We start from the raw sequence: 23,490 nt of genomic DNA, 5'->3' as shown, positions 1-23,490 counted from the left end.
TCGGCCTGGGGATCGCGGGCAAGCCCGCTCCCACAGAGGGTGTTACAGGCCGGACTTCAGGCTGGCTTCCAGGTACTCGTCGATATCGCCGTCGAGCACCTTGTCGCAGTCGCTGCGTTCGATGTTAGTGCGCAGATCCTTGATCCGCGAGGCATCAAGCACATAGGAGCGGATCTGGTGACCCCAGCCGATGTCCGACTTGGTGTCTTCCAGCGCCTGGGACGCGGCGTTGCGCTTTTGCATTTCCTGCTCGTACAACTTGGCCCGCAGCATTTTCATGGCGGTGTCCTTGTTGGCGTGCTGGGAGCGTTCGTTCTGGCAGCTGACCACGGTGTTGGTCGGTACGTGGGTAATCCGCACGGCCGAGTCGGTGGTGTTAACGTGCTGACCACCGGCACCGGAGGAACGATAGGTATCGATCCGCAGGTCCGCCGGGTTGATCTCGATTTCCACTTTGTCATCGATCTCGGGCGAGACGAACACTGCGCAGAATGAGGTGTGACGACGGTTGCCGGAGTCGAACGGGCTCTTGCGCACCAGGCGGTGCACGCCGATCTCGGTACGCAGCCAGCCAAAGGCGTACTCGCCCTTGATGTGCACGGTCGCGCCCTTGATGCCGGCGACTTCACCGGCCGACAGCTCCATGATGGTCGCGTCGAAGCCGCGTTTGTCGGCCCAGCGCAGGTACATGCGCAGCAGGATGTTGGCCCAGTCCTGGGCCTCGGTGCCGCCGGAACCGGCCTGGATGTCCAGGTAGGCGTTGTTCGGGTCCATTTCGTGGCTGAACATGCGGCGGAATTCGAGCTTGGCGAGGTTTTCCTCGAGACGGGCCAGCTCGGCGACCACATCGCCCACTGCGCCTTCGTCGTTTTCTTCAACGGCCATGTCCAGCAGATCACGGCAATCGGCCAGGCCGGTGTTCAGCTCATCGAGGGTGTCGACGATCTGCGCCAGCGCAGCGCGCTCGCGACCCAGCTCCTGGGCGTATTCAGGTTTGTTCCAGACACTCGGATCTTCAAGCTCGCGATTGACCTCGGTCAGACGCTCATGCTTTTGATCGTAGTCAAAGATACCCCCGAATAGTTTCGGAGCGCTCGGACAGGTCCTTGATGGTGTTAAGGATCGGGTTGATTTCCATGGCGGGCAGCACTCGTTGGCGAACTTTTGAAAGCCGGCGAGTATAACGGCAAACAGCTGGAAACGGCAGCCCGCTGAGCCGAAAAGGCGGTTTCAACTCCCATGAAAATCCACTGTAAGAGCGGGCTTGCCCTCTCCCACAGTGAGTTGAGCATAGCCTCAGGTCACTCGATACCGACCTGATTGCGCCCATTGTGCTTGGCCGTGTACAGCCCCTTGTCCGCGGCCATGATCACCTGCCGGCAACTGGAGCCCTGCTGCGGCGTCATGGTCGACAGGCCGATGCTGACGGTCAGGCACGAACCCTCGGTCGGGGCGTTGTGCGGGATGTTCAACGCGGCGACGGCCATGCGCAGTTTCTCCGCCACCAAACGCGCGCCACCCGGCGAAGTGTTGGGCAGCACCAGGGCGAACTCTTCGCCGCCGTAGCGCGCCGGCAGGTCCGACGGGCGGCTGCTGGCTTCGCGGATGGTGTCGGCCACCTTGCGCAGGGCTTCGTCGCCTTCGACGTGGCCGAAGCTGTCGTTGTAGGTCTTGAAGAAATCCACGTCGATCATCAGCAGCGACAACTGGGTCTGGTCGCGCATGGCGCGGCGCCATTCCAGCTCCAGGTATTCGTCGAAGTGGCGGCGGTTGGACAACCCGGTCAAGCCATCGGAGTTCATCAACCGTTGCAGCACCAGGTTGGTGTCCAGCAACTGTTGCTGGCTGACCCGCAACGCACGGTACGCCGCATCACGCTGCAACAGGGTCATGTAGGAACGCGAGTGATAGCGGATGCGCGCCACCAGCTCGATATTGTCCGGCAGTTTGACCAGGTAATCGTTGGCGCCGGCTGCAAAGGCCGCGCTCTTGATCAGCGGGTCTTCCTTGGTGGAGAGCACGATGATCGGGATGTTCGCCGTGGCCGGGTGATTGCGGTACTCACGCACCAGGGTCAGGCCGTCGAGGCCGGGCATCACCAGGTCCTGCAGGATTACCGTCGGCTTGATGCGGATGGCCTGGGCAATCGCCTGGTGCGGGTCGGCGCAGAAATGGAAGTCGATGTTTTCTTCCTGGGCCAGGCCACGCCGGACGGCTTCGCCGATCATGGCCTGGTCGTCGACCAGCAACACCATGGCGGCGTTTTCGTCGGTCTTGATGTCGTCGATCTGTAAGTCATTCATCTGCAGTCACCTGAATTACCACCTGCAAACCAGCACCGCGCAAGGCCTTGCTCATTGTGCAAAGACCTCCAGCAGACGAGGCGCAATTCTATCCAGTGGGCGAATTTCAACAGCGGCATCGATTGCCGCCGCCGCTTTGGGCATGCCATACACCGCCGAGCTCTGCTGATCCTGGGCGATGGTCAAATAACCTTGTTCACGCAGCAACTTGAGGCCCTGGGCCCCGTCACGGCCCATGCCGGTCAGCAATACGCCGACGGCATCGCCATTCCAGTGGCTGGCGACGCTCTCGAAAAACACGTCGATCGAAGGGCGATAGATCTCGTTCACCGGCTCGGCGGTATAGGCCAGCGTACCGTTCTTCAATAAACGAATGTGATGATTGGTGCCGGCCAGCAACACCACCCCGCTCTGGGGCGGCTCACCTTCACGGGCCAGGCGCACCGGCAGGCCGCAAGCGCTGCCGAGCCATTCGGCCATGCCGGCGGCGAATACCTGATCGACGTGCTGGACCAGCACAATGGCGGCAGGGAAATCCCGGGGCAAGCCCTTGAGCAGGGTTTCCAGGGCCGCAGGACCACCCGCCGATGAGCCGATGGCCACCAGGCGCTGGCGTTTACCCTCATGGCGCGGGGGCGCGACTTCAGCGCGCACACGGCTGCCGCGCTGGCCGATCAGCCAACCGATATTGAGGATCTTGCGCAGCAACGGCGCGGCCGCATCCCTGGGGTTGCCCACGCCCAGCGCCGGTGTATCCACCACATCGAGGGCGCCATGCCCCATGGCTTCGAACACACGACTCACGTTGGCCTGGCGGTCGACGGTCACGATCAGGATCGCACACGGGGTCTCGGCCATGATCTGGCGCGTGGCCTCCACGCCGTCCATCACCGGCATGATCATGTCCATCAGGATCAGGTCCGGGGTCAGCTCGGCGCAGCGCTGCACCGCGTCCAGGCCATTGTTGGCGACCCACACCACCTCATGCGTCGGCTCGAAACTCAACGCACGGCGCAAGGCCTCGACCGCCAGGGGCATGTCGTTGACGATGGCGATCCTCATGCCCGCGCGCCTCCGATCAGTTCCATCACCGCATCAAGCAAGGCGTCGTCGTGGAAACTGGCCTTGGCCAGATAATAGTCGGCCCCGGCGTCGAGCCCGCGCCGGCGGTCTTCTTCGCGGTCTTTGTAAGACACCACCATCACCGGCAACGATTGCAGGCGACTGTCACGGCGCAAGAGTGTGACCAATTCGATACCGTCCATGCGGGGCATATCAATGTCAGTGATCAGCAGGTCGAAGTCCTCGGAACGCAAGGCGTTCCAGCCGTCCATGCCATCGACGGCCACGGCCACTTCGTAGCCACGATTAAGCAACAATTTGCGTTGCAGTTCACGCACCGTGAGCGAGTCATCGACCACCAGCACGCGTTTGCGCGGTGCTTCGGTGGTCTGCTGGCTGCGGCGGGCAATGCGCTCCAGGCGGCCGGTATTGAGCAACTTGTCCACCGAGCGCAGCATGTCTTCGACATCGACGATCAACACCACCGAGCCGTCGTCGAGCAACGCACCGGCGGAAATGTCCTGAACCTTGCCCAGGCGATCGTCCAGCGGCAACACCACGAGCGTGCGCTCGCCGATGAAACGCTCCACCGCGATACCGTACACCGCGTCACGCTCGCGGATCACCACCACTTTCAGCGTTTCTGAAGGGCTCTGCCCCGCCGGGCGCTGCAGCAGCTGGCTGGCGGCGACCAGGCCGACATGCCGGCCTTCGTGCCAGAAATGCTGGCGCCCTTCCAATTGCACAATGTCCTCGGGCGCCAGGTCGCACATGCGCTCGATATGCGCCAGCGGGAACGCATACGCCTCTTCGCCCACCTCCACCACCAGGCTGCGCACCACCGACAGGGTCAGCGGCACCTCCAGATGGAAGCGGCTGCCCTGCCCCGCCGTCTGCTCCAGCACCACCGCGCCGCGCAACTGGCGCACCATATGCTGCACCGCGTCCAACCCGACGCCGCGCCCGGAGACCTCGGTGACTTTGTCGCGCAGGCTGAACCCCGGAAGGAACAGGAACGTCAGCAACTCCTCCTCGCTCAAGCGCAACGCGGTTTCCAGCGGCGACAGCTTGCGCTCGACGATAGTGCCGCGCAGGCGCTCCAGGTCCACCCCATTGCCGTCGTCGCTCAGTTCCAGCACCAGCAACCCCGCCTGGTGGGAGGCGCGCAGGCGGATCAGCCCTTCGGCCGGCTTGCCCGCCAGTCTGCGCTGCTCGGGCATTTCGATGCCGTGATCGACGGCATTGCGCAATAAATGCGTGAGTGGCGCTTCGAGCTTTTCCAGCACGTCGCGATCGACCTGGGTTTTCTCGCCTTCGATCTCCAGACGCACCTGCTTACCCAGGCTGCGGCCAAGGTCGCGCACCATGCGCACTTGCCCACCGAGTACGTCGGCAAATGGACGCATGCGACAGGCCAGCGCGGTGTCATAAAGCACCTGGGCGCGCTGCCCGGCCTGCCAGCCGAACTCATCGAGCTCGGCGGTTTTTTCCGCGAGCAGCGCCTGGGCTTCTGCCAACAGGCGGCGTGCATCGGTCAGGGCCTCCTGGGCTTCGAGGTTCAAGTGCTGGGTCTTGAGCTGACCGTCCAGGGTGTCGAGGGCGCGCACGCTCTGGCTTTGAATACGCTTGAGGCGCTGCAGGCTGACCAGGTACGGCTTGAGTCGCTGGGTTTCCACCAGGGACTTGCTCGACAGGTCCAGCAGGCTGTTCAAGCGCTCGGCGGTCACGCGCAGCACGCGCTCGCCGCCCTCGGTCATGCGCTTGCCTTGGCGCGGCGGGTCGCTGGCGACGGGCGGTGCCGGCTCGGCTTCCCGCGCCAGTGCTTCGGGCGCCGGCTCGGGTACCGTCGGCGGCGCGATTGCGGCGCTCGGTTGCGCGGGGTCCAGCAAGCGCTCCATCGACGCCACGTATGCCTCGATATCCGCCGGCCCTACGTTATTACCAGGCGTGGCGATGCGCATCAGCAGGTCGGTGCCTTGCAGCAACGCATCGATATGTTCAGGTTGCAGGTACAGACGGCTTTCCTGGGCGCTGACCAGGCAGTCCTCCATGACGTGGGCCACGCTGACCCCGGCATCCACCCCCACGATGCGCGCCGCGCCCTTGAGGGAGTGGGCCGCGCGCATGCAGGCCTCAAGCTGGTCGGCCTGGGTCGGGTTACGCTCCAGCGCCAGCAGCCCCGCGCTCAGCACCTGGGTCTGCGCATCGGCTTCCAGGCTGAACAGCTCCAGCAGCGAGGCATCGCGCATCTGGTCGGGGGTCATGTAAGGCTCCGGGTCACGGCAGACAGCAATTGTGCCTCGTCCAGCCAACGCAGACTGCGGCCTTTCCACTGCAGCACGCCCTGGGTGTAGCGCGCGCTGGCCTGGGTGCCGGACACCGACGCCGCGCTCAGCATGCGCTCGTCGATGGCGTGGATACCGTCCACTTCATCCACCGGCACCACCACCGGGCCATCCTGGGCGGAAATGATCAACATGCGCGGCATGCTGCGCCCGCCAACGGGGCCAGCGCCGGCGGCGTCCAGGCCAAGCAGTTCCACCAGCGAGAGGCACGCCACCAGCGCACCGCGCACATTGGCCACGCCGAGCAGGGCGCGTGAGCGCTGGTGGGGCAAGGAGTGAATCGGTTGCAGCGGTGCCACTTCCACCAGGCAACGGGTAGCGATACCGAGCCACTCCTCGCCAAGGCGGAACATGAGCAGTGAACGGGTGACCACGTCCTCGTCGACTGTCTCGGCGACGTGGGCGCGATGATCGCCCTGCTGCAACGCATAGCGGTCCAGCAGGCGCGTGGCGGCGGCGGAATACACCGAGCAGTTCCGGCAGTGGATATGCTCCACCAGCAGCGGGCAGGATTTGTCGCCATGGATGCCGATGCGATTCCAGCAATCGTCGATGGCTTGGGTGTCGGCCAGGGTCAGGTCCAGGCCGGTGGTGTCGAGCGCGTCACTACTCATGGTTTGGACTCACTGTCAGCTCGCTCGCTGCGCACGGCCCGCGCCTGCAAACGACGCGCCCCCGCACGGTCGCCCTGGGACTCCAGCAACGCGGCCAACTGCATCAGGGCCTGCGGATGCTGGGGTTCCAGGTACAAGGCTTTTCGATAATACCCCTGCGCCTGCAGGGCGCTACCTTCCACATCGCTGAGCAGCCCCAGCCAATAGAACACCTGGGCGGCCGGCGGGTGGTTGCTCAAATATTGTTCGCACGCAGCACGCGCTTCGGCACTTTTGCCTTCGTTGGCCAGGGTCGCGATACGGCTGAGCAAGGTGCCCGCCTCGGACGGCGGCACCTGGATCGGCATCACCTGGGCACTCACCGTGCTGAACGGCCGAGGCTTGGCGGGAATCGGTGCCGCGCTGCGTTGCGGCCTAGGCGTCGGTACAAAGGTCGGCGCCGGCTTGGTCGGCTCGACATGTCGGCTGAAGGCAAAGGACTGCGGCACGCCAATCGAACGCATGCCATGACGCCCAAGCAGACTGCCCTCGGCCGGGCCGATGAACAGCACGCCGTCAACGTGGGTCAAGCGCTTGAGCACGTCGAACACTTGCTGTTGGGTCGGTTGGTCGAAGTAGATCAACAGGTTGCGGCAGAACACGAAGTCATAACTGGCCTCACTGGCCAGCAGCGCCGGGTCGAGCAGGTTGCCCACTTGCAGGCGCACCTGCTCACGCACGCGCTCGGCGATGTGGTAACCGTCGCCATGCTCGGTGAAGTGGCGTTCGCGAAACGCCAGGTCGCCGCCGCGAAACGAATTTTTGCCGTACACGCCGCGCCGGGCGCGCTCCACCGACAGTGGGCTGACGTCGACGCCCTGCACCTTGAACTGATGCGGCGCCAGGCCGGCATCAAGCAAGGCCATGGCGATCGAGTAAGGTTCTTCGCCGGTGGAACACGGCAGGCTCAGGATGCGCAGCGCACGCATCTGGTTGATCTCGGCCAGGCGCGTGCAGGCCAGGCGCGCCAGGGTTGCAAAGGATTCGGGGTAACGGAAAAACCAGGTTTCAGGGACGATCACCGCTTCGATCAGCGCCTGCTGCTCGTCGTGGGAGCGCTGCAGGTGCTGCCAGTAATCATCCGGCGTGCGCGCCTCGACAGCTTTGCTGCGCTGGCGCACCGCGCGCTCGATGATGGCCTCGCCCACCGACGCCACGTCCAGGCCTATGCGCTCCTTGAGAAAAGCGAAAAAGCGCGGGTCGTTAATCATAGGCTTTGCTCGTCGGCGAACAACAGGGCACGCACGTCGTCGGTGAGCAGATCGTTGACGCCGATCCACTGCATCAAGCCCTGTGCATCCTCACGCACCAGCCCCAGGTACGGCGCCTCGCGGTTGTCCAGGCCATACGCTTGGAACTCTTCAAGGCCGCAACGCAGGGTGTCGGTGGCCTGCTCCAGAATCAGCCCCAGCCGGCGCGCCGCAACCCAGGGCTGCGGCTGGTAGTGCACCAGTACCAGCCGCGTGCTGGTGCGGGCCTGGGCCGGTGTGCCGAAAGCCAGGGCGCTGAGGTCGATCACCGGCACCAGCGCGCCCCGATGGGCAAAAATCCCCGCCACCCACGCAGGCGCGTGAGCGATGGGCTTGAGCGGCAGGCGCGGCAGCACTTCGGCCACTTCGGTGGCCCGCAGGGCATAGCGTTCGCTGCCGATATGAAATACCAGGAACAACGCTTTTTTCGCTGCCGGGACGGCGCCGCGTTTAGCCGCGAGGTCGCTCATCAGACTTTGAAACGCGACACGCCGCTGCGCAGACCCACCGCAACCTGGCTCAGTTCATCGATGGCGAAGCTGGCCTGACGCAGAGACTCCACGGTCTGGCTGCTGGCGTCGCCCAGTTGCACCAGCGCATGGTTGATCTGCTCGGCACCGGTGGCCTGGGCCTGCATGCCTTCGTTGACCATCAGCACCCGCGGCGCCAGCGCCTGGACCTGATGAATGATCTGCGACAGCTGCTCGCCCACCTGCTGCACTTCGAACATGCCTCGACGCACTTCCTCGGAGAATTTGTCCATGCCCATCACCCCGGCCGACACCGCCGACTGGATCTCACGCACCATCTGCTCGATATCGTAAGTCGCCACGGCGGTCTGGTCGGCCAGGCGCCGCACCTCGGTGGCCACCACGGCAAAGCCGCGCCCGTACTCACCGGCCTTCTCGGCTTCGATGGCGGCATTGAGCGACAGCAGGTTGGTCTGGTCGGCGACCTTGACGATGGTGACCACCACCTGGTTGATGTTGCCGGCCTTCTCGTTGAGGATCGCCAACTTGGCGTTGACCAGGTCGGCGGCGCCCATCACCGAGTGCATGGTTTCTTCCATGCGCGCCAGGCCCTGCTGGCCGGAACCTGCGGCCACCGATGCCTGGTCGGCGGCGGTGGAGACTTCGGTCATGGTGCGCACCAGGTCCTTGGAGGTGGCGGCGATTTCGCGGGACGTGGCGCCGATCTCGGTGGTGGTCGCGGCGGTTTCGGTGGCGGTGGCCTGTTGCTGCTTGGAGGTGGCGGCGATCTCGGTAACCGAAGTGGTCACCTGCACAGACGAGCGCTGGGCCTGGGACACCAGGGCGGTCAGCTCGGTCATCATGTCGTTGAAGCCGGTTTCCACCGCGTTGAATTCGTCCTTGCGCGACAGGTTCAGGCGTTTGCTCAGATCGCCGGTGCGCATGGTTTCGAGGATTTCGACGATACGCTGCATCGGCGACATGATCGCGCGCATCAGCAGCAGGCCGCACAGGCCGGCGGCGAGGATCGCCACGGCCAGGGACACGAACATGCTGACTTTGGCGGCAGCTACGGCTTCATCGATAGCGGAGGTGGCGTTGTCGGACACGCCTTTGTTTTCGGTGATGATGTCATTGAGCTTCATACGGCCTTCGGTCCAGACAGGCGTCAGTTGCTCTTCGAGCAGGTCGTGCGCGGCCGGTAAATCATTGGCCTGGATGCGCTCGATCACCTGAGCCAGAACCTTGTTGTAATTGATGTGCGCAGCCTTGAAGTTATCGAACTCCATGCGGTCGGCCTGGTTGCCGATGGTTTTCTCGTAGTTGGCCATCTGCTGTTCGATGCGCTTTTCAAAACTCTGATAATCGCTCTTGTCGGCGCTGGTGAGGGTCTTGTCTTCACGCATGCCGATGATATCGAGGGTCAGCAGATAACTGTCGACCCACGCGCTGCGGATCATGGAACTGAGATACACCCCCGGCACCGCGTCATCGCGCACGGCCTCTTGCCCGGCTTCGATTTTCATTAACCGTGAATAAGAGACCACGACCATTAACAGCATGATGGCGATAACGACCGCAAAACTTGCCAGGATCCGTTGGCGCAAGGTCCAGTTCTTCACAGTAATTCCTCGAAGGCCCATTCAAATGGGGGGGAGTATAGCTGAGCAGCAGCGCTCATTTATGAATGGGTTTTGGTGGGGTACCGACATAAACACTAAAACGTCGGTGGGAGGGGCAAGCCCCTCCCATACTTTGTTTGAAACCGGTGGTTATGGGTTAAGGCGTACCTGCTTTTCCAGTTCCAGCTTCAAGCCCGGCTCCAGTTTGAGCTGGCGCGCCAATTCATCCAGATAGGCCTTTTCCATAAAATTTTCCTCATCCACCAGCATCACACTGGCGATGTACATCTCGGCGGCCATTTCCGGGGTGCCGGCGGCGCGGGCGACATCGGCAGGGTCCAGGGGCTTGTTCAGTTCGGCGTGCAGCCAATGCTGCAATTCGCGGTCGTTGTCCAGCTTGGTGAATTCGCCTTCGATCAGTGCGCGCTCGCGCTCATCCACATGCCCGTCGGCCTTGGCGGCCGCGACCAATGCCTTGAGGATGCCCTGACTGTGCTGCTCGGCCTGGGCCGGTGGCAGACGGTCGATGGTCTGCGGCTCGCCCTGGGGCGCGCTGGCCTGTTGCGCCTGCCAGTTACCGTAGGCTTTGTAGGCGATGACGCCCAAGGCGGCCAGCCCGCCGTAGGTCAGCGCCTTGCCGCCGAATTTGCGGGCTTTCTTGTTGCCCAGCAACAGCCCCATGGCACCGGCAGCCAGGGCCCCGCCACCGGAGCCACCGAGCAGACTGCCCAGGCCGCCACCGCCGAGCAGACCGCCCAAGGCGCCCTTGTCTTCCTGTTTGCGCTGGCCGCCGGCCTTGTTCTGCAACATGTCCTGGCCGGACTTGAGCAACTGATCGAGCAATCCACGGGTGTTCATAACAGCCTCCAGATACTTGAGTTCATAGGACCAATAGGCCGCCAGCGTAAAACTAAGTGCCAAAAAGCCTGGATCTAGAGTGCTTCCAGATGTAACGCAGCTGCCCTTCGCTAAAACCGATATACACTCGCGCACATCTATAAAAACAGCCTTCTGGTAATTCCCGCATGATGACCTTGCGTCAAATTCGCCACTTCATTGCGGTGGCCGAGACCGGCTCGATCTCCGCCGCAGCGCAGACTGCGTTCATTTCCCAGTCGACTCTGACCCTGGCGATCCAGCAACTGGAGCAGGAGATTGGCGTCAACCTGTTCAATCGCCACGCCAAGGGCATGACCCTGACTCACCAGGGCCATCAGTTCCTGCGTCAGGCGCACCTGATTCTCGCCACCGTCGACAACGCCAAGCGCAGCCTGCAACAGAGCACCGACCAGGTAGCCGGGCAATTGATCATCGGCGTGACCAGCCTGGTGGCCGGCTATTATCTGGCCGACCTGCTGACCCGCTTCCAACGCGCCTACCCCAATGTGGAAATCCGCGTGATGGAAGACGAGCGGCCGTATATCGAGCACTTACTGGTCAGCGGCGAAATCGACGTGGGTGTCCTGATCCTCTCCAACCTTGAAGATCGTCACGCCCTGCAGACCGAAGTCCTGACCCATTCACCCCATCGCCTGTGGCTGCCGGCGCAGCATCCATTGCTGGAACACGACAGCATCAACCTCGCCGACGTGGCGCGCGAACCGTTGATTCAACTGAACGTCGACGAAATGGACCATAACGCCCAGCGCCTGTGGGCCGGCGCCGGCCTGCAACCGCGCGTGACCCTGCGCACGGCCTCCACCGAAGCGGTGCGCAGCCTGGTGGCGGCGGGCCTGGGGGTGTCGATCCAGCCGGACATGACCTACCGCCCATGGTCGCTGGAAGGCGACATCATCGAAGCGCGGTCGATTGCCGACCTCAGCCAGACCCTCGACGTGGGCCTGGCCTGGCGCCGTGGCACCGCACGGCCAACCCTGGTGGACCCGTTCCTCACCGTGGCGCGCGAACAGCCACACCCACGCAAGCCATCTATTTAATCGAATGCTGCATTCAGTATTTAGTATTTGTTGACCTCGCGCCCGCGCTCTACTCTCGGCTCATCCATAAGAGAAAGCCGGGCGCCTTGTAAGAGAACGCCCATGGCCACACAAGAAAAGAGATCGCGAAAAATGTCCGGCGCGCCCACCCCGCTGCTCACTGCGTTGCTGATCGACGGCGAATTGGTTCAGGGCCAAGGATTTGTCGAGCCGATCCTCAACCCGGCCACCGGTGACGTGCTGACTCACATCGCCGAAGCCAGCACCGAGCAAGTCGAAAGCGCCATCCTCGCCGCCCATCGTGCATTTGCCGGTTGGTCGCGCACCACGCCGCAGCAACGCTCCAACCTGCTGCTGGGCATCGCCGATGCCATCGAAAAACAAGCCGACTACCTGGCCCGCCTGGAATCGCTGAACTGCGGCAAGCCGTTGCATCTGGCGCGCCAGGATGATTTGAGCGCGACGGTGGACGTGTTCCGTTTCTTCGCCGGCGCGGTGCGTTGCCAGACCGGCCAACTGAGCGGCGAATACCTGCCGGGCTACACCAGCATGGTGCGGCGCGACCCGATTGGCGTGGTGGCCTCGATTGCGCCGTGGAACTACCCGCTGATGATGGCCGCGTGGAAGATCGCCCCGGCCCTGGCCGCCGGCAATACCCTGGTGTTCAAGCCGTCGGAACACACGCCGTTGTCGATCCTGGCCCTGGCGCCCGTGCTTAAAGCGCTGTTGCCACGCGGGGTGATCAACATTCTGTGCGGCGGCGGCGAAGGCGTTGGCAGCCATCTGGTCAGCCACCCCAAGGTGCGCATGGTGTCGCTGACCGGCGATATCGTCACTGGCCAGAAGATTCTGCAAGCCGCGTCCAAGACCCTGAAACGCACGCACCTGGAACTGGGCGGCAAGGCACCGGTGATCGTGTGCAACGACGCCGACCTGCAGGCCGTGGTCGAGGGTGTGCGCGCCTATGGCTATTACAACGCCGGGCAGGACTGCACTGCCGCGTGCCGCATCTACGCCCAGGCCGGGATTCACGACAAATTGGTCGCCGAACTGGGCGCCGCTGTCAGCAGCCTGCGCTTTGCCGGCAAACGCGATGCCGATAACGAACTCGGCCCGCTGATCAGCACACGCCAGCGCGACCGCGTCGCCAGTTTCGTCGAGCGCGCCCTCGGCCAGCCCCATATCGAACGGGTCACCGGCGCCGCGGTGCATTCCGGTGCCGGTTTCTACTACCAACCCACGCTGCTGGCCGGTTGCAAGCAGGGCGATGAAATCGTCCAGCGCGAAGTGTTCGGCCCGGTGGTCACCGTGACCCGCTTCGATGAATTGGAGCAAGCGGTGGACTGGGCCAACGACTCCGAATACGGCCTGGCTTCGTCGGTGTGGACCCAGAACCTGGACAAAGCCATGCAAGTGGCCGCGCGCCTGCAATACGGCTGCACCTGGATCAACAGCCATTTCATGCTGGTCAGCGAAATGCCCCATGGCGGTTTGAAGCGTTCGGGGTATGGGAAAGATCTGTCGAGCGACTCACTACAAGACTACAGCGTGGTGCGCCACATCATGGCGCGTCACGGTCAGCACCTTTAAAAAACAACAACTAAGCTCATGCGTCACGGCTTCACACACTGCCCCGACCATAATTAAAGAAGAGGGAACCCCCATGTCCGCGCACAAGACCGCACTGCTCAGTGCCTTGACCACCGCGCTGCTGGCCAGCGCCAGCCTGCAGGCCGCCGAACCGCTCAAAGCACTCGGCGCCGGCGAAGGCCAATTGGATATCGTCGCCTGGCCCGGCTATATCGAACGTGGCGAAAGCGACAAAGCCTACGATTGGGTCAGCGGTTTCGAGAAGGAAACCGGCTGCAAGGTCAATGTGAAAACCGCCGCCACCTCTGACGAAATGGTCAGCCTGATGGCCAAAGGCGGCTATGACCTGGTGACCGCCTCCGGCGATGCGTCGCTGCGGTTGATCGTCGGCAAGCGTGTGCAGCCGATCAATACGGCGCTGATTCCCAACTGGAAAAACATCGACCCGCGTCTCAAGGATGCGCCGTGGTACGTGGTCGGCCAGCAGACCTACGGCACCCCGTACCAGTGGGGGCCGAATGTGCTGATGTACAACACCACCGTGTTCAAGACCGCACCCACCAGTTGGAGCGTGCTGTTCGCCCCGCAGAACCTGCCGGACGGCAAGCCGAACAAGGGCCGCGTGCAGGCGTATGACGGCCCGATCTACATTGCCGATGCGGCGCTGTACCTCAAGGCCACCCAGCCGGAGCTGGGCATCCAGAGCCCCTACGAACTGACCGAAGCCCAGTACAAGGCCGTGCTTGACCTGCTGCGTGCCCAGCAACCGTTGATTCACCGCTATTGGCACGACACCACCGTGCAGATGAGTGACTTCAAGAACGAGGGCGTGGTGGCCTCCAGCGCCTGGCCATATCAGGTCAACGGGCTGGTCAACGAGAAACAACCGATCGCCTCGACTATTCCCAAGGAAGGCGCCACCGGCTGGGCCGACACCACCATGCTGCACAGCGAGGCCAAACACCCCAACTGCGCCTACAAGTGGATGGACTGGTCGCTGCAGCCGAAGGTCCAGGGCGATGTCGCCGCATGGTTCGGCTCGCTGCCGGCGGTGCCGGCCGCGTGCAAGGAGAGCGAACTGCTCGGCGCCGAGGGTTGCAAGACCAATGGCTTCGACCAATTCGACAAAATCGCCTTCTGGAAAACCCCGCAGGCCGAGGGTGGCAAGTTCGTGCCGTATAGCCGCTGGACCCAGGATTACATCGCGATCATGGGCGGCCGGTAACGACCTTCAGGTTATTTGAAGGTCTCCTGTGGGAGGGGGCAAGCCCCCTCCCACATTGACCGCACTCACAGATGTTTTGTTTTTTCAGAAGTCCAGGCCGGGCCGCTGCGACGACCCGCGCCTTTTTGGAGCACCGCACCATGACGCTTGCAGTCCAATTCACCCACGTTTCCCGTCAATTCGGCGAAGTGAAGGCCGTTGACCGGGTGTCCATCGATATCCAGGACGGCGAGTTCTTTTCCATGCTCGGCCCCTCCGGCTCGGGCAAGACCACTTGCCTGCGCCTGATTGCCGGTTTCGAGCAACCGAGCGCCGGCTCGATCCGCATTCATGGCGAGGAAGCCGCCGGCCTGCCGCCGTATCAGCGCGACGTAAACACCGTGTTTCAGGATTACGCACTGTTCCCCCATATGAATGTGCGCGACAACGTGGCCTACGGTATGAAGGTAAAGGGCGTAGGCAAGGCCGAACGCCTCAACCGCGCCGAGGAAGCCTTGGGCATGGTGGCGCTGGGCGGCTACGGTGAGCGCAAACCCGTGCAGCTCTCCGGCGGCCAACGCCAACGGGTAGCCCTGGCCCGGGCGCTGGTCAATCGTCCGCGCGTGCTGTTGCTCGACGAGCCATTGGGCGCCCTCGACCTCAAGCTGCGCGAACAAATGCAAAGCGAGCTGAAAAAGCTGCAACGCCAGCTCGGCATCACTTTTATCTTCGTGACCCACGACCAGACCGAAGCGCTGTCGATGTCCGACCGCGTGGCGGTGTTCAACAAGGGCCGTATCGAACAGGTCGATACTCCACGCAACCTGTACATGAAACCGGCCACGGCGTTCGTCGCCGAATTCGTCGGTACCTCCAACGTGATCCGCGGCGAACTGGCCCGGCGCCTGGGCGGCAGCGCCCAGCCGTTTTCGATCCGCCCGGAGCACGTGCGGTTTGCCGAAGGCCCGCTGGGCGCCGGTGATGTGGAGATCAGCGGCGTGCTGCATGACATCCAGTACCAGGGCAGCGCCACCCGCTTTGAGCTGAAATTGGACAACGGCCAGACCCTGAACATCAGCCAGGCCAACAACCAGTGGCTGGACACCAGCGGCGCCCATCAGGTCGGCCAGCCCCTCACCGCGCGTTGGGCGCGGGAAGCCATGACGCCGCTGACTGACAGCGCAGGCGAGGTGTGACATGAGCCTGGCCCTTCCCCAACACGCGCCGATGCGCAGGTTTTCCAACCTGCTGTACCGCAAGCCCAACCTGTACCTGGCAATGCTGCTGGTGCCGCCGCTGATCTGGTTCGGCGCGATCTACCTGGGGTCGTTGCTGACCCTGCTGTGGCAAGGCTTCTACACCTTCGATGACTTCACCATGGCGGTCACTCCAGACCTCACCTTGGCCAACTTCGCCGCGCTGTTCCAGCCGTCGAACTTCGACATCATCCTGCGCACCCTGAGCATGGCGATCGTGGTGTCGATCGCCAGCGCCATTGTCGCCTTCCCGATTGCGTACTACATGGCGCGCTACACCACCGGCAAGACCAAGGCGTTTTTCTACATCGCCGTGATGATGCCGATGTGGGCCAGTTACATCGTCAAGGCCTACGCCTGGACCCTGCTGCTGGCCAAGGGCGGCGTGGCGCAGTGGTTTGTGCAGCACCTGGGGCTGGAGCCGCTGCTGCATTTCGTGCTGGGCATCCCCGGCGTGGGCGGCAGCACCTTGAGCACCTCGCACCTGGGACGGTTCATGGTGTTCGTCTATATCTGGCTGCCGTTCATGATTCTGCCGATTCAGGCGTCCCTGGAGCGTTTGCCGCCGTCGTTGCTGCAAGCCTCGGCCGACCTGGGGGCCAAGCCGCGCCAGACCTTTATGCAGGTGATTCTGCCGCTGTCGGTGCCGGGGATCGCCGCCGGGTCGATCTTCACGTTCTCGCTGACCCTGGGCGACTTTATCGTGCCGCAACTGGTGGGCCCGCCGGGCTACTTCGTCGGCGGCATGGTGTACGCGCAGCAAGGTGCCATCGGCAATATGCCCATGGCGGCGGCGTTCACCCTGGTGCCGATCGTGCTGATCGCGATTTACCTGTCCATCGTCAAACGCCTGGGGGCCTTCGATGCACTCTGAAAAAGCCACTCTCGGTTTGCGCATGGCCGCCTGGGGCGGCCTGTTGTTCCTGCACTTTCCGATCCTGATCATCTTCCTCTACGCCTTCAACACCGAAGAAGCCGCGTTCAGCTTTCCGCCCCAGGGCTTTACCCTGAAGTGGTTCAGCGTGGCGTTCGCACGGCCCGACGTGCTGGAAGCGATCAAGTTGTCGCTGCAGATCGCTGCCATCGCCACCCTGATCGCCATGGTGCTCGGCACGCTGGCCTCGGCGGCCTTGTATCGACGGGAGTTCTTCGGCAAACAGGGCGTGTCGCTGATGCTGATCCTGCCGATTGCGCTGCCGGGGATCATCACCGGTATCGCTCTGCTGGCGACGTTCAAGACCCTGGGCATCGAGCCGGGGATGTTCACCATCATCGTCGGCCACGCGACCTTTTGCGTGGTGATTGTCTACAACAACGTCATCGCGCGCCTGCGCCGCACCTCCCACAGCCTGATCGAGGCGTCGATGGACCTGGGCGCCGACGGCTGGCAGACGTTCCGCTACATCATCATGCCCAACCTGGGCTCGGCGTTGCTGGCCGGCGGCATGCTCGCGTTTGCGCTGTCGTTCGACGAAATCATCGTCACCACCTTCACCGCCGGGCATGAACGCACCTTGCCGCTGTGGTTGCTCAACCAGTTGAGCCGGCCACGGGATGTGCCGGTGACCAACGTGGTGGCGATGCTGGTGATGCTGGTGACGATGTTCCCGATCCTGGGCGCTTATTACTTGACCCGCGGCGGTGAAAGCGTGGCGGGGAGTGGCGGTAAATAACTTGGCCACTGAAGGAACGCGGTTCAAATGTGGGAGGGGGCTTACCCCCGATAGCGGTGTGACAGCCAACACAGCTGTCACTGAACCACTGGCATCGGGGGCAAGCCCCCTCCCACATTTAAATCCGGTTTCTTCAGGGAAATAACACGCGTTTTTTGGAGGACTCAATCATGCAAACCAAACTGCTGATCAACGGCCAACTGGTACAAGGCGAAGGCCCGGCACAAGCGGTGTTCAACCCGGCCCTGGGCCGTGTGCTGGTGGAAATCAACGAAGCCAGCGAAGCCCAGGTCGACGCCGCCGTGCGGGCCGCCGATGCCGCGTTTGAGAACTGGTCGCAGACCGCGCCCAAGGACCGCTCGCTGCTGTTGCTCAAATTGGCCGACGCCATCGAAGCCCACGGTGAAGAACTGGCCAAGCTGGAGTCGGACAATTGCGGCAAACCCTACAGCGCCGCGCTCAACGACGAGATCCCGGCGATTGCCGACGTGTTCCGCTTTTTTGCCGGCGCCAGCCGCTGCATGAGCGGTTCGGCCAGCGGCGAATACTTGCCCGGCCATACCTCGATGATCCGCCGCGATCCGGTAGGCGTGATCGCGTCCATCGCGCCGTGGAACTACCCGCTGATGATGGTCGCGTGGAAAATCGCCCCGGCCCTGGCCGCCGGTAATACCGTGGTGCTCAAACCGTCGGAGCAAACCCCACTGACGGCGTTGCGCATGGTGGAACTGGCGTCGGAGATCTTCCCGGCCGGCGTGCTCAATCTGGTGTTCGGCCGTGGCCCGACCGTGGGCAGCCCACTGGTGCAGCACCCGAAAGTACGCATGGTGTCACTGACCGGTTCCATCGCCACCGGCGCGAACATCATCGCCAACACTGCCGACAGCGTGAAACGCATGCACATGGAGCTGGGCGGCAAGGCACCGGTGATTATCTTCAACGATGCGGACATCGACGCCGCCGTTGAAGGCATCCGCACCTTCGGCTTCTACAACGCCGGCCAGGACTGCACGGCGGCGTGCCGCATCTATGCCCAGGCGGACATTTACGACGCGTTTGTCGAGAAGCTCGGCGCGGCGGTCGCCAGCATCAAGTACGGTTTGCAGGATGACCCGAGCACCGAGCTGGGGCCATTGATCACCGCGCAACACCGCGACCGCGTGGCCGGGTTTGTCGAACGTGCCGTGGCACAACCGCATATCCGTTTGATCACCGGCGGCAAGGCCGTGGAAGGCAATGGGTTCTTCTTTGAACCGACCGTGCTGGCCGACGCCCAGCAGGACGACGAAATCGTGCGCCGCGAGGTGTTCGGGCCAGTGGTGTCAGTGACCAAGTTCAACGACGAAGCCCAGGTGCTGGGTTGGGCCAACGATTCGGACTACGGCCTCGCCTCGTCGGTATGGACAGCCGACGTAGGCCGCGCCCATCGCCTGGCCGCGCGCCTGCAGTACGGCTGCACCTGGGTAAATACCCACTTTATGCTCGTCAGCGAAATGCCTCACGGCGGTCAGAAACTGTCGGGGTATGGCAAGGACATGTCCATGTATGGCCTGGAGGACTACACCACGGTCCGGCATGTGATGTTCAAGCACTGATTCGCCGCCACCCCCTGCACGCAGGCGCTTGCAGGGGGCTCATAACAATAATTTTCAGGAATGCCCATGGACATCACCCGCCGCGACTTCCTCAACGGCGTCGCCATCACCGTCGCTGCCGGCATGACGCCGCTGCAGATCCTTCGGGCCGCGCCCGACGGTCGCTATTACCCACCCGCCCTCACCGGCCTGCGCGGCAGCCATGTCGGCGCCTTCGAAGTGGCGCACCAGATGGGTTGGGAAAAGAAAGTCTTCGACACCGATAAATTGCCCATCACCGAGCACTATGACCTGGTGGTGGTCGGCGGTGGCCTGAGCGGCTTGTCGGCGGCGTGGTTCTACCGCGAGAAACATCCGAATGCGAAAATCCTGATCCTGGAGAACCACGACGACTTCGGCGGCCACGCCAAGCGCAATGAGTTCCAGGCCGGCGGCCGCATGATCATCGGCTACGGCGGCAGTGAGGCCTTCCAGTCGCCCAACCACCTGTTCAGCAAACCGGTGAACGGCCTGCTGAAAAAACTCGGGGTGACTATCAAGCGCTTCGAAACGGCCTTCGACCGCCAGTTCTACCCAAACCTGGGGCTGTCGCGCGGGGTGTTCTTCGACAAGGAGAATTTCGGCGAAGACAAACTGGTGACCGGCGACCCGACGCCGATGGTGGCTGACGACATCGCCCCGGACCAGTTGCATGCGCGTGCCCTCGGTGACTTCATCAATGACTTCCCACTGCCGACCGCCGACCGCCAGGCGCTGATCGAGCTGCACACCGCCCCCAGGGACTACCTGCCCGGCAAGAACGCCAAGGAAAAGGCTGACTACCTGGCAGCCACCAGCTACCGGGATTTCCTGCTCAAGAACGTGGGATTGTCGGAAGGCGCGGTGAAGTATTTTCAGAGCCGTACCAACGACTTCATGGCCTTGAGCATCGATGCCGTGGCTGCTTCCGATGCCTACAATGTGGGTTTCCCAGGTTTTGGCGGAATGAATCTGGCGCCTATCAGCGAAGAAGCCGCCGCAGAAATGGAAGAGCCCTACATCTATCATTTCCCGGACGGCAATGCGTCGCTCGCACGCCTCCTGGTGCGCAGCCTGATTCCCGGGGTGGCGCCAGGGCACAGCATGGACGATATCGTGCTGGCGGCCTTCGACTACGCCAGGCTCGATCAACCCAAGGCACCGGTGCGCCTGCGTTTGAACAGCACGGTGGTGAGCGTGCGCAATGTCGGCGATGGCGTGCATATCGGCTACAGCCGAGGCGGACAACTCGCACAGGTGCGCGGCAAACGCTGCATCCTGGCCTGCTACAACATGATGATTCCTTACCTGCTCAAAGGCCTGCCCGCGCCTCAGGCCCACGCCTTGAGCCAGAACGTGAAATTCCCGCTGGTGTACACCAAGGTAGTGATCCGAAATTGGCAAGCGTTTCAGAAGCTGGGGGTGCATGAAATCTACGCGGCCACCCAGCCGTACAGCCGCATCAAACTGGACTACCCGGTGAGCATGGGCGGTTACGACCACCCGCGCGACCCCACGCAACCGATCGGCCTGCACATGGTCTACGTGCCCACCAGCCCCAACAGCGGCATGAACGCCCGCGATCAGGCCCGCGCCGGACGTGGCCGCTTGTATGGGCAGACATTCGAGCAACTGGAAGCGCAGTTGCGTGACCAACTGCAACGCATGCTCGGCCCGGGCGGGTTCAATCATGAGACGGATATTCTGGCGATCACAGTGAATCGCTGGTCCCACGGCTATGCGTATTTTTCCAACAGCCTGTTCGATGACGCCGACGAAAGCGAAGCGCTGATGAACCTGGCGCGCAAACCCCTGGGGCATGTGAGCATCGCCAACTCGGACGCGGCGTGGAGTGCGTACGCCCATGCGGCGATCGACGAGGCGTACCGAGCCGTGGGCGAAGTGGCCTGAAACACACCTCTGACCGACAATACAAAACTCTTTGTGGGAGGGGGCTTGCCCCCGATAGCAGTGGGTCAGCACTGAAATAGTTGGCTGATACACCGCTATCGGGGGGCAAGCCTGCTCCCACATTGGATTTTCATAATTCTTGAGTAATGTGTTCGTCCACAGCCCCGGAAATGTCTTGTCGCATTTGCAATGCCATCACCCCGCCATCAATCAATTTTCCTCCTCCACCGAACCGCTTAAGCTATCCGGCGTCTGTTTAATGTCCGTAGCGTTTGGCCGAAGGCATGTCCGAACCGTATTTTCTGATCCAGCACGTGCCAGGAACGGCGCGGGATTTGCTCACGACAGGTTGTCTCTATGCATCGCAGGAATTTGCTCAAAGCGTCCATGGCCATTGCGGCTTATACCGGTCTGTCGGCCAGTGGCCTGCTCGCTGCCCAGGCCTGGGCCGGGAACCGCGCCGCCGATGGCAAAGCCGTGGCGTTCGACTTCGAAACGCTCAAGGCCCAGGCCAAACAACTGGCCGCAACCGCCTACAAAGACACCAAACAAGTACTGCCGCCGACGCTGGCGACCATGACTCCGCAGAACTTCAACGCGATCGGCTACGACGGCAACCATTCGCTGTGGAAAGAACTCAATGGCCAGCTCGACGTGCAATTCTTCCACGTCGGCATGGGTTTCAAGACGCCGGTGCGCATGCACAGCGTCGACCCCAAGACGCGTGAAGCGCGTGAGGTGCATTTCCGCCCTTCACTGTTCAACTATGAAAAAACCACGGTCGACACCAAACAGCTGACCGGCGACCTGGGTTTCTCCGGCTTCAAACTGTTCAAGGCGCCGGAGCTGGACCGTCATGACGTGCTGTCGTTTCTCGGCGCCAGTTACTTCCGCGCGGTCGATTCCACCGGTCAGTACGGGTTATCCGCCCGCGGTCTGGCGATCGACACCTACGCGAAAAAGCGTGAAGAGTTTCCCGATTTCACGCAGTTCTGGTTCGAGACCCCGGACAAGAACGCCACCCGCTTTGTGGTCTACGCCCTGCTCGATTCGCCGAGCGCCACGGGTGCCTATCGCTTCGATATCGACTGCCAGGCCAACCAGGTCGTGATGGCCATCGACGCGCATATCAATGCGCGCACCGCAATCGAGCAACTGGGCATCGCGGCGATGACCAGCATGTTCAGTTGCGGCACCCACGAGCGCCGCATGTGCGACACCATCCACCCGCAGATCCACGATTCGGACCGCCTGGCCATGTGGCGCGGCAACGGCGAGTGGGTCTGCCGTCCGTTGAACAACCCGGCCAAGTTGCAATTCAACGCATTCGCCGACACCGACCCGAAAGGCTTCGGCCTGGTGCAGACCGACCATGAGTTCGCCAGCTACCAGGACACCGTGGACTGGTATAGCAAACGCCCAAGCCTGTGGGTAGAACCCACGACAGCCTGGGGTGAAGGCTCGATCGACTTGCTGGAAATTCCCACCACCGGCGAAACCCTGGACAACATCGTGGCCTTCTGGACCCCGAAAAAACCGGTGGCCGCCGGCGATTCGCTCAACTACGGCTACAAACTGTACTGGAGCGCCCTGCCGCCGGTAAGCACGCCGCTGGCGCAGGTGGATGCCACCCGCTCCGGCATGGGCGGTTTTACCGAGGGCTGGGCACCGGGCGAGCATTATCCGGAGGTATGGGCACGGCGTTTTGCCGTGGACTTCAAAGGCGGCGGCCTGGACCGCCTGCCGGCCGGCACCGGGATCGAACCGGTGGTCACCTGCTCCCACGGCGAGGTAAAGGATTTCAGCGTGCTGGTGCTCGACAACATCAAGGGCTACCGCATTCTGTTTGACTGGTACCCGACCAGCGACAGCGTGGAGCCGGTGGAATTGCGCCTGTTCATTCGCACCCAGGACCGCACCTTGAGCGAAACCTGGCTGTACCAGTACTTTCCGCCGGCACCGGAGCAGCGCAAGTACACGTGATAACAAGGGGGGAGCACCCGCTCCCCCCTGACTGGAGGGCGGATCAGAACCGCGACACGCTTTTCATCGCGCCAATCAAATAGCGCATGGCCACCTGATCGTCCTCCGTCAATGCGCGATACTGCGCCAGCAGTTCCACTTCGTCCGAACTCAACCTTCGCCCCCGCAAAGACACCCTGCGCGTCAGAAATGACGTCACCACACCCGCTACACCATAGGACTTGGCCATGGACTGCTTCTCCTGATATCGAACAACTACTCCTTGCGCCCATCACCTGCGTCCCGTGAAGCGCAACGCCCCGACGGCAAGCCGACTGACTTCCCGGGCCAGAAATCAGGCTTACCGTAAGCGTAGAAACAATCTCGCAGCGCGTGGGATTTTTTTAGAGTATTCACTTAAAAAAATACTTGGGTAACAAATACCTACAGCCTTTTCCCCATCGCGAGGCGTAAAAAAACCCACCGGGTCAGGGCAATGCCAGTCAGTTAAGGAGGAACACTGTAACTGTGGTGAGCGGGCTTGCCCCGCGTTGGGCTGCGCAGCAGCCCCAATAGGAGCGTCGCAGTATGCGAGGCAGCTCCGGGACTATGTTTTGGGGCTGCTTCGCAGCCCAACGC

General features: G+C 62.6%; 19 protein-coding genes. 9 read left to right on the top strand and 10 right to left on the bottom strand.

Translation table 11 applies throughout. The features are described 5' to 3' along the window. Positions 1–42: 42 nt before the first annotated feature. The 9 genes from prfB to G7025_RS11410 all read right to left on the bottom strand — a co-directional run bounded on the left by prfB (position 43) and on the right by G7025_RS11410 (position 10,563). Positions 43–1,138 (bottom strand): peptide chain release factor 2 gene (gene prfB / locus G7025_RS11450; protein ID WP_098100956.1). Its coding sequence is split into 2 segments (ribosomal slippage): positions 43–1,065 and positions 1,067–1,138, totalling 1,095 coding nucleotides; the frame shifts between segments, so codons are not numbered across the junction. A gap of 163 nt (positions 1,139–1,301) precedes the next feature. Continuing rightward, entirely contained in the window at positions 1,302–2,303 is a 1,002-nt protein-coding gene (locus tag G7025_RS11445) for a response regulator (protein ID WP_181079150.1), read from the bottom strand. 51 nt (positions 2,304–2,354) lie between these two features. Beyond that, entirely contained in the window at positions 2,355–3,365 is a 1,011-nt protein-coding gene (locus G7025_RS11440; RefSeq protein WP_181079147.1) for a chemotaxis response regulator protein-glutamate methylesterase, read from the bottom strand. Next, complete coding sequence (locus G7025_RS11435) at positions 3,362–5,629, bottom strand: hybrid sensor histidine kinase/response regulator (protein WP_181079144.1); 2,268 nt, start codon at positions 5,627–5,629, stop codon at positions 3,362–3,364. The genes G7025_RS11440 and G7025_RS11435 overlap by 4 nt, the downstream gene beginning before the upstream one ends. Beyond that, entirely contained in the window at positions 5,626–6,324 is a 699-nt protein-coding gene (locus G7025_RS11430; RefSeq protein ID WP_181079141.1) for a chemotaxis protein CheW, read from the bottom strand. Before G7025_RS11430 ends, G7025_RS11435 begins: the two co-directional genes overlap by 4 nt. Beyond that, the gene (locus G7025_RS11425; protein WP_181079139.1) at positions 6,321–7,574 is read right to left on the bottom strand and encodes a CheR family methyltransferase; all 1,254 of its coding nucleotides are present in this window, start codon (positions 7,572–7,574) and stop codon (positions 6,321–6,323) included. Before G7025_RS11425 ends, G7025_RS11430 begins: the two co-directional genes overlap by 4 nt. Further along, positions 7,571–8,083 (bottom strand): chemotaxis protein CheW, encoded by a 513-nt coding sequence (locus tag G7025_RS11420; RefSeq protein ID WP_181079136.1) that lies wholly within the window; start codon positions 8,081–8,083, stop codon positions 7,571–7,573. The genes G7025_RS11425 and G7025_RS11420 overlap by 4 nt, the downstream gene beginning before the upstream one ends. Then, the gene (locus G7025_RS11415) at positions 8,083–9,705 is read right to left on the bottom strand and encodes a methyl-accepting chemotaxis protein (RefSeq protein WP_181079133.1); all 1,623 of its coding nucleotides are present in this window, start codon (positions 9,703–9,705) and stop codon (positions 8,083–8,085) included. The genes G7025_RS11420 and G7025_RS11415 overlap by 1 nt, the downstream gene beginning before the upstream one ends. A gap of 150 nt (positions 9,706–9,855) precedes the next feature. Continuing rightward, positions 9,856–10,563 (bottom strand): tellurite resistance TerB family protein, encoded by a 708-nt coding sequence (locus tag G7025_RS11410; RefSeq protein WP_181079130.1) that lies wholly within the window; start codon positions 10,561–10,563, stop codon positions 9,856–9,858. A gap of 167 nt (positions 10,564–10,730) precedes the next feature. Between G7025_RS11410 and G7025_RS11405 the strand changes: the two genes are divergently transcribed. From G7025_RS11405 to G7025_RS11365, 9 genes are all read left to right on the top strand, one after another. Continuing rightward, complete coding sequence (locus G7025_RS11405) at positions 10,731–11,642, top strand: LysR family transcriptional regulator (RefSeq protein ID WP_181079127.1); 912 nt, start codon at positions 10,731–10,733, stop codon at positions 11,640–11,642. A 132-nt stretch (positions 11,643–11,774) separates the two neighbouring features. Next, entirely contained in the window at positions 11,775–13,232 is a 1,458-nt protein-coding gene (locus G7025_RS11400; RefSeq protein WP_181079124.1) for a gamma-aminobutyraldehyde dehydrogenase, read from the top strand. Between the two features lie 73 nt (positions 13,233–13,305). Beyond that, a complete protein-coding gene (gene ydcS, locus G7025_RS11395) occupies positions 13,306–14,457 on the top strand; it encodes a putative ABC transporter substrate-binding protein YdcS (protein ID WP_181079121.1) in 1,152 nt (383 codons plus the stop codon). A 140-nt stretch (positions 14,458–14,597) separates the two neighbouring features. After that, on the top strand, positions 14,598–15,632 hold the full coding sequence (locus G7025_RS11390) for an ABC transporter ATP-binding protein (RefSeq protein WP_181079118.1): 1,035 nt from the start codon (positions 14,598–14,600) through the stop codon (positions 15,630–15,632). A 1-nt stretch (position 15,633) separates the two neighbouring features. Continuing rightward, the gene (locus G7025_RS11385) at positions 15,634–16,566 is read left to right on the top strand and encodes an ABC transporter permease (protein ID WP_181079116.1); all 933 of its coding nucleotides are present in this window, start codon (positions 15,634–15,636) and stop codon (positions 16,564–16,566) included. Further along, positions 16,556–17,365, top strand: a complete 810-nt coding sequence (locus G7025_RS11380; protein WP_181079113.1) for an ABC transporter permease — start codon at positions 16,556–16,558, stop codon at positions 17,363–17,365. The genes G7025_RS11385 and G7025_RS11380 overlap by 11 nt, the downstream gene beginning before the upstream one ends. A gap of 170 nt (positions 17,366–17,535) precedes the next feature. Then, positions 17,536–18,960, top strand: coding sequence for a gamma-aminobutyraldehyde dehydrogenase (locus G7025_RS11375; RefSeq protein ID WP_181079110.1), 1,425 nt, complete (start codon positions 17,536–17,538; stop codon positions 18,958–18,960). Between the two features lie 66 nt (positions 18,961–19,026). Continuing rightward, positions 19,027–20,889 (top strand): NAD(P)-binding protein, encoded by a 1,863-nt coding sequence (locus tag G7025_RS11370; RefSeq protein WP_181079107.1) that lies wholly within the window; start codon positions 19,027–19,029, stop codon positions 20,887–20,889. 357 nt (positions 20,890–21,246) lie between these two features. Continuing rightward, positions 21,247–22,872, top strand: coding sequence for a glucan biosynthesis protein D (locus G7025_RS11365; RefSeq protein ID WP_181079104.1), 1,626 nt, complete (start codon positions 21,247–21,249; stop codon positions 22,870–22,872). A 43-nt stretch (positions 22,873–22,915) separates the two neighbouring features. Here G7025_RS11365 and G7025_RS11360 read toward each other — a convergent pair whose 3' ends face one another. Continuing rightward, on the bottom strand, positions 22,916–23,101 hold the full coding sequence (locus tag G7025_RS11360; RefSeq protein WP_181079101.1) for a hypothetical protein: 186 nt from the start codon (positions 23,099–23,101) through the stop codon (positions 22,916–22,918). Between the last annotated feature and the right edge of the window lie 389 nt (positions 23,102–23,490).

Source organism: Pseudomonas lurida (assembly GCF_013522705.1).
GTDB classification, from domain to species: domain Bacteria; phylum Pseudomonadota; class Gammaproteobacteria; order Pseudomonadales; family Pseudomonadaceae; genus Aquipseudomonas; species Aquipseudomonas quebecensis.
Note: the sequence above shows the minus strand (reverse complement) of the source record. Positions and strands in the feature narration are given on the sequence as shown.

Coding starts and splice junctions, on each gene's coding strand:
- G7025_RS11420 (WP_181079136.1), bottom strand. CDS start 8,083: ATGAGCGACCTCGCGGCTAAACGCGGCGCCGTCCCGGCAGCGAAAAAA.
- G7025_RS11390 (WP_181079118.1), top strand. CDS start 14,598: ATGACGCTTGCAGTCCAATTCACCCACGTTTCCCGTCAATTCGGCGAA.
- ydcS (WP_181079121.1), top strand. CDS start 13,306: ATGTCCGCGCACAAGACCGCACTGCTCAGTGCCTTGACCACCGCGCTG.
- G7025_RS11380 (WP_181079113.1), top strand. CDS start 16,556: ATGCACTCTGAAAAAGCCACTCTCGGTTTGCGCATGGCCGCCTGGGGC.
- G7025_RS11405 (WP_181079127.1), top strand. CDS start 10,731: ATGATGACCTTGCGTCAAATTCGCCACTTCATTGCGGTGGCCGAGACC.
- G7025_RS11440 (WP_181079147.1), bottom strand. CDS start 3,365: ATGAGGATCGCCATCGTCAACGACATGCCCCTGGCGGTCGAGGCCTTG.
- G7025_RS11445 (WP_181079150.1), bottom strand. CDS start 2,303: ATGAATGACTTACAGATCGACGACATCAAGACCGACGAAAACGCCGCC.
- G7025_RS11375 (WP_181079110.1), top strand. CDS start 17,536: ATGCAAACCAAACTGCTGATCAACGGCCAACTGGTACAAGGCGAAGGC.
- G7025_RS11385 (WP_181079116.1), top strand. CDS start 15,634: ATGAGCCTGGCCCTTCCCCAACACGCGCCGATGCGCAGGTTTTCCAAC.
- G7025_RS11430 (WP_181079141.1), bottom strand. CDS start 6,324: ATGAGTAGTGACGCGCTCGACACCACCGGCCTGGACCTGACCCTGGCC.
- G7025_RS11370 (WP_181079107.1), top strand. CDS start 19,027: ATGGACATCACCCGCCGCGACTTCCTCAACGGCGTCGCCATCACCGTC.
- G7025_RS11410 (WP_181079130.1), bottom strand. CDS start 10,563: ATGAACACCCGTGGATTGCTCGATCAGTTGCTCAAGTCCGGCCAGGAC.
- G7025_RS11365 (WP_181079104.1), top strand. CDS start 21,247: ATGCATCGCAGGAATTTGCTCAAAGCGTCCATGGCCATTGCGGCTTAT.
- G7025_RS11360 (WP_181079101.1), bottom strand. CDS start 23,101: ATGGCCAAGTCCTATGGTGTAGCGGGTGTGGTGACGTCATTTCTGACG.
- G7025_RS11435 (WP_181079144.1), bottom strand. CDS start 5,629: ATGACCCCCGACCAGATGCGCGATGCCTCGCTGCTGGAGCTGTTCAGC.
- G7025_RS11400 (WP_181079124.1), top strand. CDS start 11,775: ATGTCCGGCGCGCCCACCCCGCTGCTCACTGCGTTGCTGATCGACGGC.
- G7025_RS11425 (WP_181079139.1), bottom strand. CDS start 7,574: ATGATTAACGACCCGCGCTTTTTCGCTTTTCTCAAGGAGCGCATAGGC.